Below are 13,803 nucleotides of genomic sequence, written 5' to 3' on the forward strand. Positions count from 1 at the left end.
GGAGAGTAAAGATGGCTCAAGACAAAGGACCCAGAGACGATCGTTGGTACTTCTCGCTGATGGCGCCGAACACCAAAGGCGACAAGTTTGCATGGCTCGACCCGACCTCAATCTACATCAATGGCACGGCGTACCACGACCTGCTGGACGACCTTGTGGCCGACCTTGATGCGGATGAGATTGACGTGATCGCAGGCCTCGACGCGATGGGCTTTGTTCTGGCAGCGGGCATTGCGGCCCGCATCGGGAAGGGCTTTCTGCCCATTCGCAAACCCGGAAAGCTTTGCGTGGACACTGATAGCGCGTCAATGACCAATTACTCTGGCCAGACCCAGTCGATGGAAATGCGCACGCCCGCCTTTGCACCGGGAACGCGGGTGTTGCTGGTCGATCAGTGGGTCGAAACGGGCGGCACGATGCATGGTGCGGTCCAGCTGGTTGAACAGCAAAAGGGCACGGTTGCGGGCATGGTGGCGATTGTCATGGAAGAGAATGACAACACGAATTCCTACCGGCAAAAGTACAAGGTCGTCACGGCAATCCAGCCCGGCACCGAATGGCAGCGCCAGGCAAACGCGCAATATCTCGAAAGCTTCAAGACTTACAAACCCGAGATGGCGTTCCCAGTTTAGGGAACGTCTCCGGCGCACATTCAAAACACTCTACCAAGAGGGGCTCGACAGATGAAATTGATCTGTGGAAACAGTAACCGTCCGCTTGCCGAAGCGATTGCCGCGCATATGCGCGTCCCTCTGGCCGAATGCAACGTGCGTCGGTTTGCCGACGAAGAGGTCTTCGTTGAGATACAGGAAAATGTGCGGGGGGACGATGTCTATGTCATCCAATCCACGTCATATCCAGCAAACGACAACCTGATGGAACTGCTCGTGCTCATCGATGCGCTCCGCCGCTCCTCTGCCGGGCGTATCACGGCTGTAGTCCCCTATTTCGGCTATGCGCGTCAGGATCGTAAGTCGGCACCGCGCACACCAATCACGGCGAAGTTGGTCGCGAACATGATTACTCAGGCGGGGGCCCATCGGGTTCTCACCATGGACTTGCACGCGGGCCAAATCCAAGGGTTTTTCGACATTCCAACGGACAATCTCTACGCTGTACCGGAAATCGTCCGCGACATCGAAAAGCAGAAGGAACGCGACGATATAATGGTTGTTTCACCGGATGTGGGCGGAGTGGTGCGCGCCCGCGCACTGGCCAAACGCCTCGCGACCGGATTGGCGATCGTCGACAAGCGACGCGACAAACCCGGGTCTTCTGAGGTGATGAACATCATAGGGGACGTTTCGGGAAAGTCTTGCATGCTGGTCGATGACATCATCGACTCCGGCGGTACTCTCTGCAATGCCGCGACTGCCCTCTTGGAAAACGGGGCGGCTGAGGTTTCTGCGTACATCACGCATGGTGTCCTGTCCGGCAAGGCGGTTGACCGGATCAACGCATCCGATCTTTCCTCTTTGGTGATCACAGATACGATTTGCGCAACCGAAGCCGTCACTGCGTCGCCCAAAATCCGCGAGATTTCAGTTGCCCCAATGTTTGCGAAGGCCATCACGCGCATCGCCAACGGGGAATCCGTCAGCATTCTCTTTGAGTGAGCCAGAGCCACAGCCATATCATATCATATCAAAACTTGATAGTTGTCCGGGCGGCATTTCCAGTGTTAATGCTCAGGGTATGGGCGCGGTCAACCTTTCAACAGAGCTCCTAAGGGCATTTATCACTGTTATAGAAGTGGCAAGCTTTACGCGTGCGGCTGAAATCCTCGGGCGAACGCAACCCGCCGTCAGCTTGCAGGTGAAGCGCTTGGAAGAAGCCGTTGGCTATTCTTTGATCGCGAGGAAAGGCAAGGAGATCTCTCTGACAGAGCGAGGGGAAGCTCTGGCCATCTATGCGAGACAAATCCTGCGCTTGAACGATCTCGCGATGGCACAGTTCGAGCAAAGTGATCCTGCCTCAAAACTGCGAGTCGGACTGCCTGTAGACTACGCCGTAAACACTCTGCAAGCTTGCCTGACAGATGTTGTCCGGCAGTTTCCTGATACGCAGATCGAAATCCGATGTGACCTGTCTAAGAACCTGCTCGCAGCGATGCGCAGCAATGAAATTGACATCGCAGTGGCGCTGTTTGATGGTGATGATCAACAGTTCTTGTTCCGCAACTGGAAAGAGCAGCCGACGTGGGTTGGCGCCACTGGGTTCGAAATCCCGGAAAATACCGACATCCCCCTTGTTGCCCATCCGTTTGGCTGCGTGTACCGCGACCGCATGACCGCTGCTTTGAAGCTAGCGGGTAGAAGTTGGCGTATTGCTTATTCAAGCCCCGGAATCGGCGGAGTTCAACGTGCGGTCCAAGATGGGCTTGGTTTATCCTGTCTGACTGCGCCGACTGTCCAAAGCGGTATGCGGAAATTCTCGGAACAGGACGGTCTACCGATACTGGCACCCTTGCACATTGGGCTTTTCGCGCGACAGGCTCAGTTGGGTCCGGGCGGGTACGCGGCTATGGATGCCATGATCAAAACGTTGGAAGTACATTCGTTGAGCACAATTGACGCATAAGCGATTATTATGAGGGCATATCAACGATAAATTTCCCAAAATGCGCCTTTTGCCATAGCATTATCCTGAACTCCGACCGAGAACTTGAATTTAGCCGGAAATCAAATGCTCTTTTGCTGCGAAAGAGCGTCCAATTGGGAGACAAAAATGTACAGACCAACTGTAACCTCATCGCTCTTTGGCATGAGCCGCCGTCAGCTTATTAAAGCAGGTGGCGCAGCCGTTTTGACCACACCTTTTGTCAGCCGCGCTTGGGCCGCAACGACTGAAATCAATATGCTGGCCTGGTATGGTCATGGCGAGCCTGACGTCGTTGCAGAGTACGAAGCAGCAAACAACGTGAAGTTCGTGCCAAAGTACTACGCTGGTGGCGACAACATGCTGGCTTTGATCGCGCAATCGCCGCCGGGCACATACGATCTGATCCTGTCGGACGCCGAGTTCGTGCAGCAGCTGAACGCGGCCGGCTACATCGAAGAAATGAACCCTGCCGATTATCCGCTGGATGATATGCTGCATGAAGACTTCACGAAGTTCCCCGGCCACTGGGCAGACGGCAAAATGTACTCGATGATGTTGCGCGGCGGCCATCTGGGCGTGTCTTACAACAAAAATTCCGTCACCGAAGAAGAAGCGCAAAGCTATTCCTGCTTCTGGAAACCTGAACTTGAAGGCAAGGTTGGCCATTTCGACTGGCATCTGCCGAACCTTGGCATGATGAGCCTTTACGATGGAAACGGAGAAGGCCTTTGGGACTTGAGCGACGACCAATGGGCGAAAGTTCAGGAAACGACAATGAGCCTGCGCAAGCAGGTCGGTGGATTCTTCGACTATGGCGGCACGTTCAACGGTCTGAAGAACGGTGAGATGCAGGCCATGTGCGGAATCGGCGACTGGATCACGGGCGTTCTCGAAAAAGACGGTGCACCGGTCGCATCCGTGATCCCGAAAGAAGGTGGCATTCAGTTCACTGAAAGCTATTCCATCGGCAAAGGCAGCGAAAAAGCTGAAGAAGCCAAAAAGTTTATCCAGTACATGATGTCTCCTGCTGGTCAGGTGAAATCTGCACAGATGGCGGCGTACCCTGGCTTCTGCGTGACCAAAGCGGGTCGTGCTGCGTTGATCGAGGCGGACATGGCAGAGGCCAAGCGCTCGCACCAGATCGACGGTGATCCCCAGGACCCGATCACTCTTATCAAGGAAGGTCGGATCCACTACCGCGACATCCCCCGGCAGCAGTCGCTGGAGGACTGGAACGACTTCTGGTCCGAATACAAGAGCGCCTGATCCGCGCCGCAAAGAACATAGAAACGGGCGGCCGACGGGGCGCCCCTTTTCAACATAGATTCGAAAGCCCCATGTCATCAGCTCCTGACAAACGTCTGAACCTCTATGCGCTGACCTGGCGCTTGCCGATCATATTTTGGCAGCTGATTTTCTTTGTCGGCCCGGTGCTGTTCATGGTCGCCATGTCGTTCTTCCTTGTGAAGAATTATCGCATGACCGAAGCGTTCGAATTCGTGAACTGGTCACGGATGCTCACGCGCGGATTTTTCTGGGATAGCTATTGGTACACGATAGGCATCGCCACACTGTCCACAGTCTGCGCGATGTGCATCGCCTTTCCGGCGGCCTTCGCGCTGGCCTTCCGCGCCTCTGAAAGCACGCGACGTTGGACGATCTTTCTGCTGATCATTCCGTTTTTCACCAGCTATCTGGTGCGGACGTTCTCATGGTTTGTGATCCTGTCCGAGAGCGGCGTGGTCAATGCCATGCTGGGCTACATCGGCCTAGGCCCCTACACCATGCTGAACACCAACTTCGGCACGCTGGTGGGCTATATGACCCTGACACTGCCGCTGGTGGTCATTCTGCAAACCGTCACGATGGCCAACATCGACAAGAACCTCATCGAGGCCGCCCGCAACCTTGGCTGTTCACCGCTACGCACGATCTGGCAGGTGATCATTCCGCTGTCCAAGACCGGGCTGATCATCGCTGCGATCTTCTGTTTCATCTTGTCGTTCGGTGACTTTGTCGCCCCCTTCTATCTGGGCGGATCGCAGGAGCCGACCCTGCCCATCCTTATCTTGGATACCACCAAGTCTGGCCAGCAATGGCCCCGCGCCGCCGTGGTTGCGATCATGATGATGGTCACGCTCTTTGCCATTGCCTTTACTGGCATCGCGCTGGCCTATCGCAAGGGGAAGGGCGCGAAATGAAACAGAGCAGATCCCTCAACTTTATCCTCGGCATCTATGTCGTCCTGATCTTCGCCTTCGTGTTCGCGCCGATCATCTTCAGCATGATCTTCTCGTTCAACTCGCAGCGCTTCCCGACGATCCCGCTGGGCGAGTTTTCAACCGAGTGGTACGCCAAAGTGCTGGCCGATCCGGACATCTGGAAAGCTGCGCGCAACAGCCTGATCGTGTCCTGCTCAACGGCATTGATCGCGACGTTCCTTGGCTTTTGCACCGCCTATTCAGACTTCCGCTATAACTTCCGCTTCAAAGGCCCCTACCTTGCGTTGATCCTGCTGCCGCCCACGATTCCGTTGATCATCATGGCACTGGCGATGCTCGCCTGGCTGTCCAAGATCGGCATGTCAGGGCAGCTTTATTCGATTATCATCGCACACAGCGTGCTGACGGCACCTTTCGCGATGGCCGTGATCCGGTTGCGCCTGAACCAGATGGACCCTGACCTTGAATCCGCCGCATGGAACCTTGGCGGATCGGAATGGCAGACCATGCGGCATGTGATCGTGCCGTTCTGCAAACCTGCGATCTTCTCAAGCCTGTTCCTGACGGCGGCTGTCTCCTTCGACGAATTCGCCGTTTCCTGGTTCGTCTCTGGCCTGAATTCTACGTTGCCCGTGGTCGTTCTGGAAATCGTGCAGGGCAATATTGACCCGCAGGTCAACGCCATCGGGACCTTCGTATTCCTCACCTCAATGTCGCTGGTTGTGCTGGCACAGCTCTTCTTCGCCAGCCGCCAAATCAAGGGCATGCACGCATGAGCAAACCGCTGGTCGTCTTTGACAAAGTACAAAAGCACTTCGGCAATTTTGTTGCCGTGAAAGAACTGGATTTCGAAATCCGCGAAGGTGAGTTTCTCGCGATTATGGGGCCGTCCGGCTGCGGCAAGACCACGACTTTGCGCATGCTGGCCGGTCTCGAAGCGCCGACACACGGCGAGATTCGCCTCAATGACAGGGTGATGAATGACGTTGCCCCGCATGAGCGCGACACACCTTTGGTGTGGCAATCACTCGCGCTTTTTCCGTTCCTGACGGCCCGTGAAAACGTCGAGTTTGGTCTCAAGATGCGCGGCGTAGACAAGGCGGAACGTAAAGAACGGGCCATCAAGTGGCTCGACAAGATGGGCATCCTCGAATTTGAGGATCGCCATATTTCGACCTTGTCAGGTGGCCAAAAGCAACGCGTCGCACTGGCCCGTTCACTGGTGATGGAACCGCAAATCCTGCTGCTGGACGAACCACTCTCAGCTTTGGATGCGCATTTGGTCATCCGCATGCAGGCGGTTCTCACTGACCTTCAGCGCGAGTTGGGGATTACCTTTGTCTATGTGACCCACTCCCAGTCCGAGGCCTTTGCGATGGCCGACCGCGTGATCATCATGGGCAAAGGCGAGATTGGTCAAATCGGCACCCCTAAGGAAATCTACCGTGCACCTGCTAATCAGTTCGTTGCCGAATTCGTCGGCCGCAACAATATTCTGGCGGGCAAAGTCAATTCCGTTGACGGCGGTACCGCGCGCATCACAACCACCTCAGGTGAATTCACAGTACCCACCAATGAAGTACAATTGGTCGAAGGGCACAACGCCAGCTTCGTGATCTCCGCAGACCTCGTGCATATCGCGACCGAAGAGCCTTCGGGCGGAAACAAGGCCTACTGCAAGCTTATCTCGGAGGAATTCGTCGGTTCCATGGTCACCCTTTTCCTCGAAGACGCGCAGGGCCATGAGTTCAAGGTCCAGATGCAGGAACGCGAATTGTCCAAGTTCGATCTGCACTCCGGTGATGAAATCTGGCTGTCGTGGGACACGCAAAGCGCGCACGTCCTGAACGAAAGCTGACAGAGGTGATCCGCAACCCCATCCCCTGGCCGAATGGTGCCAAATGCGCCGTGGCGATCACTTTCGACATGGATGCGGACAGCCTGATCCACATCGCCAAGCCTGAGGACAGCTATGACCGGCTCTATCCCATCTCAATGGGCCGCTATGGTCCTATGGTCGCGCTGCCTCGCATTCTGGATACCTACCGTCGTCTGGGGCTGAAGCAGTCGTTTTTCATCCCCGGGTGGTGTCTGGAGACATACCCAGATGTGGCTGAAGCAATTTTAAATGACGGCCATGAAATCGGCCATCATGGCTACTTGCACGAGGATCCGATCAAAACACGCGGTCAGCAGCGCGAGTGGTTCGAGCGGACGCTGGATGCACATAAACGCATTTGCGGTCAGAAACCGCGCGGCTACCGCGCCCCGGTCTACAACACTACGCAAGAGGTGGTCGATCTGATGATCGAACACGGCATGCGCTATGACAGTTCGATGATGGCCGACGACATTCCCTATCGTTTGGATACCGCCAAAGGATCGCTCTACGAAATGCCCGTCCATTGGGGCACCGACGATTGGCCTCCCTTCGCGCACTACGACGAGATTGGTTACATGATGCCTGTCGCAAGCCCGTCCCACGGGCTCAGCGGGTTCTGGGAGGAATTCGAAGCGCAATATGACGCCGGTGGTTTCTTCATGCTGATCATTCACCCGTTCCTGACGGGACGTCTAGCAAGGTGGAAGCAGGTTGAAGCATGGATTGCCAAATTGCAGGAAACCAAAGACGTCTGGTTTGCCACCCTTGACGAGATTGCCGATCACATGGACTGGTTGCAGAAGGACGGCACCTGGACCCCGAGCGTTGAGCGGCTGCCGTACTACGATGGGCCAATCCTGGGGGATAAGACATGAACGCTGACGACACACGCCTGCTGCGCATTGCCTACGACGAGGCCAAAGCCGGATTTGACGAAGGTGGCTGCCCCATTGGGTCCGTCCTCGCGCGCGGCGGCGCAGTCTTGGCGCAGGGGCGCAATCAGCGGGTACAAAAAGGCGACCCGATTGCCCACGGCGAGATGGACGCGTTGCGCAAGGCCGGTCGCCAGAAGACGTATCGCGACACGACGCTTTATACCTCGCTCAGCCCCTGCATGATGTGCACAGGGACGATCATTCAGTTCGGCATCCCGCGTGTGGTGATCGGCGAAAACAAAAACTTCGGTGGTAACGAAGAATTCCTACGCTCGAAGGGCGTTGAAGTGATCGTCGCAGATGACCCGAATTGCATCGCTCTGATGCAGCGGTTTATCGAGGAAAAACCCGAACTTTGGGCCGAAGACATTGCACAGTGATCGTGCCGATGCCCCGTAGCTTGGCTATGCGCCCGCCCAATGGCGTGGCACGTGCTGCATATCGGCGCCGCTTCTAACGATGGCGCCTGTTTGTGAACCGAGCGACTTTGAGCCAAACATTGGCACTGGCGCTTGGCCAATTGGTCACCGCCACGCCCGGATCGATGGATGAGGAGAACGCGGGATGTTTTTGAAGAATGCCTGGTACGTCGCCGCCTGGGGTCATGAGATCACGCGAGAATTGCAGCAGATAATGGTTCTGGGGGAAAAGATCTGCGTGTTCCGCACCGAAGCAGGGGAACTGGTCGGTCTGGAAGACGCCTGCCCGCATCGCAAGCTGCCGCTGTCCAAGGGGCGCATCAAAGGCGACACGCTGGAATGCGGGTATCATGGGCTGACGTTCAACTGTGCGGGCCAGTGTGTCTGGGCGCCGGGCACGGGAAATATTCCGTCAAACGCCAAGGTCCACGCCTATCCTTGCCATGAAAAATACGGGCTGGTCTGGATCTGGATGGGCAACCCTGCGCTGGCCGATCCCTCTGACATCTTCGAGGTCGAAAACTACGACAACCCGAACTGGGGCATCAACCGCGGCGTGGCGATGGAGCTGGATTGCAACTATCTGCTGATGTGCGACAACCTGTTGGACCCGACCCATGTGGCATGGGTTCACCAGTCCAGTTTTGCCGCTGATGCGACAAAGGATACGCCTCTTAGGATCACCAAAACCGACGAGGGCGTGATCGTGCATCGCTGGATGATGGATCACGAACCCGCTCCGTTTTACAAGAAGGTCGTCGAGTTCGAAGGCAACTGCGACCGCCTCCAGCATTACGAAGTGCGCTACCCCTCTCACGCCCTGATCAAGGCGGTGTTCACACCCGCAGGCACCGGCGGCCCGGACGGGCCTTTGCATGACAAGACGTTCATCATGGACAGCTACAACTTCATGACGCCGACAACCGAAAGCCAGACCCGGTATTATTGGTTCCAGTTGCGCAACATCCGCCCCGACGATGAAGACCTGTCAAAGATGATGTCGGAAGACGTGCAGCACGCCTTTGAAGAAGACCGCGATGTGCTGAACGAAGTGCAAATCGGAATGAGCAACAAGACCTCGCCCCACATTGACCTGCCCATTGACGGCGGACAGCTGCGATTCCGCCGCCAGTTGCAAGCTATGATCAACGAAGAACAACAGGTCGACCGCCAGATGGCGGAATAGGCGCGCGGGACCGCAACCGGCAGGCGTCGTTGCGCCTGATCTCTGTCCGCCGAAACCAACGCGCGGCGATCGGGTATGAGCAGCCGAAACCGCTCTTACCTTTTGCCCATGCACCCTAGCCCACGACGTTGTGTTCGGGGCCGTAGGGAAAGCCGGTGATGTTTTCGTTGCCGTCTTCTGTGATGACCAGAATATCGTGCTCGCGATACCCACCTGCGCCGGGTTGGCCATCAGGAATCGTCAGCATTGGCTCCATCGAGATCACCATCCCCGGCTCAAGCACAGTGTCGATATCTTCACGCAGCTCAAGCCCTGCCTCACGACCGTAATAATGCGACAGGACACCGAAAGAGTGGCCATAGCCAAAGGTCCGGTATTGCAGCATGTCACGTTCCGCAAAGAAGTCGTTGATCTTGTGCGTGACCTCAGCGCAGGACGCGCCGGGCTTGAGCAAGCTCATTCCGTATTCATGTGCAGCGACGTTCGCTTCCCACACCTTGAGGCTCGCCGCATCCACTTCCTCGACGAAGAGCGTGCGTTCAAGCGCCGTGTAGTAGCCCGAGATCATGGGGAAGGTATTGAGGCTCAGAATATCGCCGCGCTCTAGTTTGCGGCAGGTCACAGGGTTGTGCGCGCCATCGGTGTTGATGCCGGACTGGAACCAGACCCATGTGTCGCGGATTTCAGAATCTGCGAACCGTTTGGAAATCTCCAATTCCATCGCATCGCGGCCTGCCATGGCCACATCGACTTCGCGTGCACCGGCTTTGATGGCATCGCGTATCGCATAGCCACCCACATCTGCCGTGTTGGCCCCCGCGCGGATCAACTCGATCTCAGCGGCCGACTTGTGCATGCGTAAACGCATCGTGGCCGGAGCGATGTCTTTCTTGGCAGAAGGCGAAAGGAATTCATCCATCAGGCCTAGTTGCGTGTAGGAGATATGGTCCCCTTCGAAACCAATGACCTTACTCGAACCCGTTACAGACTGGATCGCGCGCCAGTAATTGTTCCGCTGCCAATCTGTGTAGGTGATGTTGTCGCCATATCCACGGCGCCAAGGTTGGGCTGCATCAATACCCGCGCTGAACGTGACGGTTTCCGTGGCTGTGACGACCTGCGCGTAAGGCCGACCAAACGCACAATACAAAAAACCCGAATAGTAGGCGACGTTGTGCATGGAGGTCATCACGCAGGCATCTATACCTTCATCAGCCATGACTCCACGCAGTTTGCTCAAGCGTGCTTCATATTCGGCGTCGGCAAAAGGCAGCACCTTTTCGCCTTGGTGAAAACGGTAAAAATCTGGGCGCTGTCCTGCAACGCCAAACTCGGATATTCCGGCCATCGGTATACTCCTGTTCAGGCCGCGTGTGCTGAGAGGAGTGCTTTTCATACCGGTTGCACCTTCCCTCACCACACAGCGGCAAAGCAAGATCCCGGCGTTCAGGATGGTTGGGGTGGGATGCTCTAACAGGGTTTCCGTTAGTGACGACGCCATCGTCAATCCCATGGTGCGTCAATAGACGAAAAGCATCGCCTGATCAAGAATGGTCACCGCCGAACTCTTGGAAAAACGCAAGCTGTTAGCTGACTTTGGACCCGTCCTCTTGCGCGTTCACCCTGGCAACGACGGGAACGTCCAACAATCCTGCGAATTCGACCAAACTCAGATTTTGAAGCCGCTGGGAAAAGCCGCAAAGCGGGCTGCGACCGCAGCATCCGTGAATATGGGCTTGCATTTCGTTTTCGCCGCCACGTGATTTCAGATCTCTTATGATCTGGCGAACGGCAAGCACCGTTCGCCAACATTGCCTAGATATCTATGCGCTCCGCAATACTCAGAGCATCTTCCAACTCAACGCCCAAATATCGCACCGTACTATCAACTTTTGTGTGACCAAGTAGAAGCTGCACCACGCGAAGGTTACCCGTCTTGCGGTATATCTCGGCAGCTTTGGTCCGACGGAGCGAATGAGTGCCGTAACCGCTCGGTTCCAGTCCAATTGCAGTCACCCAATCACGAACAAGTCGACCATATTGCCGTGTGGAGATGTGCGGACGGTCGTGAAAGCGGCTGGGAAACATAAAAAGGCAGCCGATCATTTCAGGCGACCTAACCCAAGCAGTAATCGTTTCTCTCGTATTTCCAGTCAGTTCAAACCGAACCGGTTTTTTGGTTTTGCTCTGGATCACCGAAACTCGTTCGCGAACGCGATCATCTTTGACCAAATCGGTCACGGCGAGTTTGACTAAGTCGCACCCTCGCAACTTGCTATCAATCGCAACGTTGAACAGTGCGAGGTCGCGAAGGTAGCCTGCAATCTCGAGCCGAGCGCGGATTGCCCAAACCTGTTTGGGAAACAGCGGTCGTTTCTGGCCGATGATCCGCCCTTTGTTCCAAGCTCTGCGTTTTGGGGTGACTGCGGGAAGTTGGACTCGTGGCATAACATGCCCTCCAATCCTCCCTCCAAACCCAGACGTCAGCACCGCGCTGACGTCTGAAGCATAGCATCGGGTCGACACACTGTTGCCCATCGTTGGCGCTTAGTTTTTTGCCTGGGTCTTGTGCGGCGGGAAAGCTCCGGGACTTGATCCTTGACTGCCGCATCTATGCTCCGGGTTGTGCGAATGGCTGCTTCTTACACCGCGTTGCAGCATCAAAACCTTCGCCAATGCAGCACAATCCGTGCTGCTAGCGCACGCAGCACAGAATAAGGACTTCCGGTGTGGGCTCTTTCCGGCCGTTAGCTGCGTTTTGCACCAAGGTCCGGTTCAGGGGAATGATCCGAGCAGAGTGGTGTCTTAGGGCGGCTGTCATTGTACAACGCTGCCTGCGTCTCGCCGTTGTCCCACTGATACAGAAGGCCGATTTCTTCGCCTGTCTCGATGCAGGAAATACGGCCGATGGCTTCGGCCGTTGTGCGAACACTCTCAAGTTTGGGCAAAACTAGCCCCTCTCGTTAAACAATTCCTTTGGGGCAACATCGAGGGCAAGCGCAATTTGCTCCAGAATATCGATTGATGCTGAATTCTTGGCGAGTTCGATCTCGCTGATGTAGCTGCGGTCCACGTCCGCAGCCAAAGCTAGTTGTTCTTGGCTCATACCTTTGGAATTTCTTAGATTCCGGATGTTTAGCCCTACTTGTTCCCTCAATTTCATGGCCTGTATTCGGCCAGATCGCAGGAACCGCTCTACGGAATATATTCCACAAAACGCGCGCGAACATCATAAACACTATGCCCGCATATGGTGTAAGGGTCCGGGTTGGAGGTAGCGTATCAATAGTGCAATATTGTTATCGTGAGGCATTTATTGATATGTGGTCCAGACTTATCAGAAATTGGAGCGCCGGAGCTGTCGTGGCTCTGCTTTCAACCGTGGCCCCGCAGGCGGCGAAGGCTTATCAGGTCGACTGCGCCATTCTGCTTTGCCTGGCTGGTGGGTGGCCTGCATCAGCAGAATGTGCCCATGCCCGTGCCGTGTTTATCCGCCGGATCACGCCCTGGCCGATTGAGCCGCCGTTGCAAATCTGGCGTTGTCCGATGGGTGTTTCTGAGCGTGCGCCTTTGCAAAGCACGGCCCCGAAGATCTGGGAGGTCAGCAACCACAATGGTCAGACACTCGCCCAGGTTATTCAGGCTCAGGTGGCTGAAAGCGGTGCCGATATCGACATTAGCGGTCTGGAATTTGATTTTGTCCGCTCGATCCGCGTCTGGGATGTGCGGTACTATAGCCATCGCGAGCGCGGTCGCGACGATGATTGCTCTGAGAGCTACAACATGCGTCTCGGGACCTACGGCACGCAGGGCGAATTCGGTTGGCAGCGCACGACACCAGCAGCTGCCCCGAAATGGGTTCTGCCGTCACGGCGCTGTTCGTCATCAAATTGGCGGCGCGGGGTCGGTGTCGAATGGGAAGATCACGAAGGCAACCATGGATATGAGTGGGTGGCCTACTAGGGCTAGTCGCCGATGTCCTTCATACGCTCCGCGATATCGCCCGCAATTCGCTCATATAGGGCGGCTTGTTTGTCCCTTGGCGTCCCTGGCTTCGGGTTCCTTCGGCGGATGCGTTTGGCAAGCCAGAAGAGTAACCTCGCTGCGGGGTCATCCAATTTTTCCGGCACAGGAGCCGGGTAGTTTTCTTCGAGGAGGGCAACGACCTCAGCATTCATGCTGCGATGGTTGGCCTCGGCTGCGAGGCGAATTCTATCGCGCAGGCCGTCTGGCAGCCGCACGATGAATTTATCCTGATTTTGGGCGCTTTGTTCTGACATGGTGGCACTGTGCCATAAAAAGTATTTGACGCAATAGTGGCTAAATGCCACTAATGGGTGAAGTTACAACCTGGAGGCGTTTCATGAACAGTCGTAAACCAATGCAGCTTCGGCTTCCGCAAGAGCTCAAAGAGTGGATCAAGGCGGAGTCTGATCGCAATGGAAATTCCCAAAATTCAGAAGTGATTCGCGCTATTCGGGCAGCAAAAGACAGGCGCTCCATGCTCAGGTCATCCGGAAATACTAATATGGATCAGGGTGATAGTGCGCATTGTTAA

General features: G+C 55.8%; 17 protein-coding genes. 12 read left to right on the forward strand and 5 right to left on the reverse strand.

Features of this window, described 5'->3' with window-relative positions; translation table 11 throughout:
• Nucleotides 1–11: 11 nt before the first annotated feature.
• The 10 genes from SIB92_RS19100 to SIB92_RS19145 all read left to right on the forward strand — a co-directional run bounded on the left by SIB92_RS19100 (nucleotide 12) and on the right by SIB92_RS19145 (nucleotide 9,245).
• Nucleotides 12–632: a phosphoribosyltransferase family protein gene (locus SIB92_RS19100; RefSeq protein WP_412553509.1), complete on the forward strand. Its 621-nt coding sequence runs from the start codon at nucleotides 12–14 to the stop codon at nucleotides 630–632.
• 51 nt (nucleotides 633–683) lie between these two features.
• On the forward strand, nucleotides 684–1,616 hold the full coding sequence (locus tag SIB92_RS19105; protein WP_412553510.1) for a ribose-phosphate pyrophosphokinase: 933 nt from the start codon (nucleotides 684–686) through the stop codon (nucleotides 1,614–1,616).
• A gap of 79 nt (nucleotides 1,617–1,695) precedes the next feature.
• Entirely contained in the window at nucleotides 1,696–2,580 is an 885-nt protein-coding gene (locus tag SIB92_RS19110; protein ID WP_412553511.1) for a LysR family transcriptional regulator, read from the forward strand.
• A 183-nt stretch (nucleotides 2,581–2,763) separates the two neighbouring features.
• Complete coding sequence (locus SIB92_RS19115; RefSeq protein WP_412553512.1) at nucleotides 2,764–3,867, forward strand: ABC transporter substrate-binding protein; 1,104 nt, start codon at nucleotides 2,764–2,766, stop codon at nucleotides 3,865–3,867.
• Nucleotides 3,868–3,938: 71 nt separating this feature from the next.
• The gene (locus SIB92_RS19120) at nucleotides 3,939–4,802 is read left to right on the forward strand and encodes an ABC transporter permease (protein WP_412553513.1); all 864 of its coding nucleotides are present in this window, start codon (nucleotides 3,939–3,941) and stop codon (nucleotides 4,800–4,802) included.
• Nucleotides 4,799–5,599 (forward strand): ABC transporter permease, encoded by an 801-nt coding sequence (locus SIB92_RS19125; RefSeq protein WP_412553514.1) that lies wholly within the window; start codon nucleotides 4,799–4,801, stop codon nucleotides 5,597–5,599. Before SIB92_RS19120 ends, SIB92_RS19125 begins: the two co-directional genes overlap by 4 nt.
• A complete protein-coding gene (locus SIB92_RS19130) occupies nucleotides 5,596–6,681 on the forward strand; it encodes an ABC transporter ATP-binding protein (RefSeq protein ID WP_412553515.1) in 1,086 nt (361 codons plus the stop codon). Before SIB92_RS19125 ends, SIB92_RS19130 begins: the two co-directional genes overlap by 4 nt.
• Nucleotides 6,682–6,686: 5 nt before the next feature.
• On the forward strand, nucleotides 6,687–7,580 hold the full coding sequence (locus tag SIB92_RS19135; RefSeq protein WP_412553516.1) for a polysaccharide deacetylase family protein: 894 nt from the start codon (nucleotides 6,687–6,689) through the stop codon (nucleotides 7,578–7,580).
• Nucleotides 7,577–8,020, forward strand: coding sequence for a nucleoside deaminase (locus SIB92_RS19140; RefSeq protein ID WP_412553517.1), 444 nt, complete (start codon nucleotides 7,577–7,579; stop codon nucleotides 8,018–8,020). The genes SIB92_RS19135 and SIB92_RS19140 overlap by 4 nt, the downstream gene beginning before the upstream one ends.
• Before the next feature lie 184 nt (nucleotides 8,021–8,204).
• Nucleotides 8,205–9,245, forward strand: coding sequence for a Rieske 2Fe-2S domain-containing protein (locus SIB92_RS19145; RefSeq protein ID WP_412553518.1), 1,041 nt, complete (start codon nucleotides 8,205–8,207; stop codon nucleotides 9,243–9,245).
• Between the two features lie 115 nt (nucleotides 9,246–9,360).
• Here the strand turns inward: SIB92_RS19145 and SIB92_RS19150 are convergent, their stop codons facing one another.
• The 4 genes from SIB92_RS19150 to SIB92_RS19165 form a co-directional block, all read right to left on the reverse strand.
• Nucleotides 9,361–10,593 carry an aminopeptidase P family protein gene (locus SIB92_RS19150; protein WP_412553519.1) on the reverse strand — a complete coding sequence of 411 codons (1,233 nt, stop codon included), beginning with the start codon at nucleotides 10,591–10,593 and terminating at the stop codon, nucleotides 9,361–9,363.
• 467 nt (nucleotides 10,594–11,060) lie between these two features.
• The gene (locus tag SIB92_RS19155; RefSeq protein ID WP_412553520.1) at nucleotides 11,061–11,693 is read right to left on the reverse strand and encodes a tyrosine-type recombinase/integrase; all 633 of its coding nucleotides are present in this window, start codon (nucleotides 11,691–11,693) and stop codon (nucleotides 11,061–11,063) included.
• Between the two features lie 299 nt (nucleotides 11,694–11,992).
• Nucleotides 11,993–12,193, reverse strand: coding sequence for a hypothetical protein (locus SIB92_RS19160; RefSeq protein ID WP_412553521.1), 201 nt, complete (start codon nucleotides 12,191–12,193; stop codon nucleotides 11,993–11,995).
• Between the two features lie 2 nt (nucleotides 12,194–12,195).
• Nucleotides 12,196–12,408, reverse strand: a complete 213-nt coding sequence (locus SIB92_RS19165; protein WP_035920163.1) for a helix-turn-helix domain-containing protein — start codon at nucleotides 12,406–12,408, stop codon at nucleotides 12,196–12,198.
• Between the two features lie 158 nt (nucleotides 12,409–12,566).
• On the opposite strand from SIB92_RS19165, the gene SIB92_RS19170 reads away from it, so the two are divergent.
• A complete protein-coding gene (locus SIB92_RS19170; RefSeq protein ID WP_412553522.1) occupies nucleotides 12,567–13,208 on the forward strand; it encodes a hypothetical protein in 642 nt (213 codons plus the stop codon).
• 2 nt (nucleotides 13,209–13,210) lie between these two features.
• Here SIB92_RS19170 and SIB92_RS19175 read toward each other — a convergent pair whose 3' ends face one another.
• Nucleotides 13,211–13,525, reverse strand: coding sequence for an Arc family DNA-binding protein (locus SIB92_RS19175; protein WP_412553523.1), 315 nt, complete (start codon nucleotides 13,523–13,525; stop codon nucleotides 13,211–13,213).
• Between the two features lie 101 nt (nucleotides 13,526–13,626).
• Between SIB92_RS19175 and SIB92_RS19180 the strand changes: the two genes are divergently transcribed.
• Entirely contained in the window at nucleotides 13,627–13,803 is a 177-nt protein-coding gene (locus SIB92_RS19180; protein ID WP_412555871.1) for an Arc family DNA-binding protein, read from the forward strand.

Source organism: Shimia sp. MIT1388 (assembly GCF_047124445.1).
Taxonomy (GTDB): Bacteria; Pseudomonadota; Alphaproteobacteria; order Rhodobacterales; family Rhodobacteraceae; genus Shimia.

Coding starts and splice junctions, on each gene's coding strand:
- SIB92_RS19180 (WP_412555871.1), top strand. CDS start 13,627: ATGCAGCTTCGGCTTCCGCAAGAGCTCAAAGAGTGGATCAAGGCGGAG.
- SIB92_RS19100 (WP_412553509.1), top strand. CDS start 12: ATGGCTCAAGACAAAGGACCCAGAGACGATCGTTGGTACTTCTCGCTG.
- SIB92_RS19130 (WP_412553515.1), top strand. CDS start 5,596: ATGAGCAAACCGCTGGTCGTCTTTGACAAAGTACAAAAGCACTTCGGC.
- SIB92_RS19165 (WP_035920163.1), bottom strand. CDS start 12,408: ATGAAATTGAGGGAACAAGTAGGGCTAAACATCCGGAATCTAAGAAAT.
- SIB92_RS19120 (WP_412553513.1), top strand. CDS start 3,939: ATGTCATCAGCTCCTGACAAACGTCTGAACCTCTATGCGCTGACCTGG.
- SIB92_RS19150 (WP_412553519.1), bottom strand. CDS start 10,593: ATGGCCGGAATATCCGAGTTTGGCGTTGCAGGACAGCGCCCAGATTTT.
- SIB92_RS19110 (WP_412553511.1), top strand. CDS start 1,696: ATGGGCGCGGTCAACCTTTCAACAGAGCTCCTAAGGGCATTTATCACT.
- SIB92_RS19175 (WP_412553523.1), bottom strand. CDS start 13,525: ATGTCAGAACAAAGCGCCCAAAATCAGGATAAATTCATCGTGCGGCTG.
- SIB92_RS19140 (WP_412553517.1), top strand. CDS start 7,577: ATGAACGCTGACGACACACGCCTGCTGCGCATTGCCTACGACGAGGCC.
- SIB92_RS19125 (WP_412553514.1), top strand. CDS start 4,799: ATGAAACAGAGCAGATCCCTCAACTTTATCCTCGGCATCTATGTCGTC.
- SIB92_RS19115 (WP_412553512.1), top strand. CDS start 2,764: ATGAGCCGCCGTCAGCTTATTAAAGCAGGTGGCGCAGCCGTTTTGACC.
- SIB92_RS19145 (WP_412553518.1), top strand. CDS start 8,205: ATGTTTTTGAAGAATGCCTGGTACGTCGCCGCCTGGGGTCATGAGATC.
- SIB92_RS19155 (WP_412553520.1), bottom strand. CDS start 11,693: ATGCCACGAGTCCAACTTCCCGCAGTCACCCCAAAACGCAGAGCTTGG.
- SIB92_RS19170 (WP_412553522.1), top strand. CDS start 12,567: ATGTGGTCCAGACTTATCAGAAATTGGAGCGCCGGAGCTGTCGTGGCT.
- SIB92_RS19105 (WP_412553510.1), top strand. CDS start 684: ATGAAATTGATCTGTGGAAACAGTAACCGTCCGCTTGCCGAAGCGATT.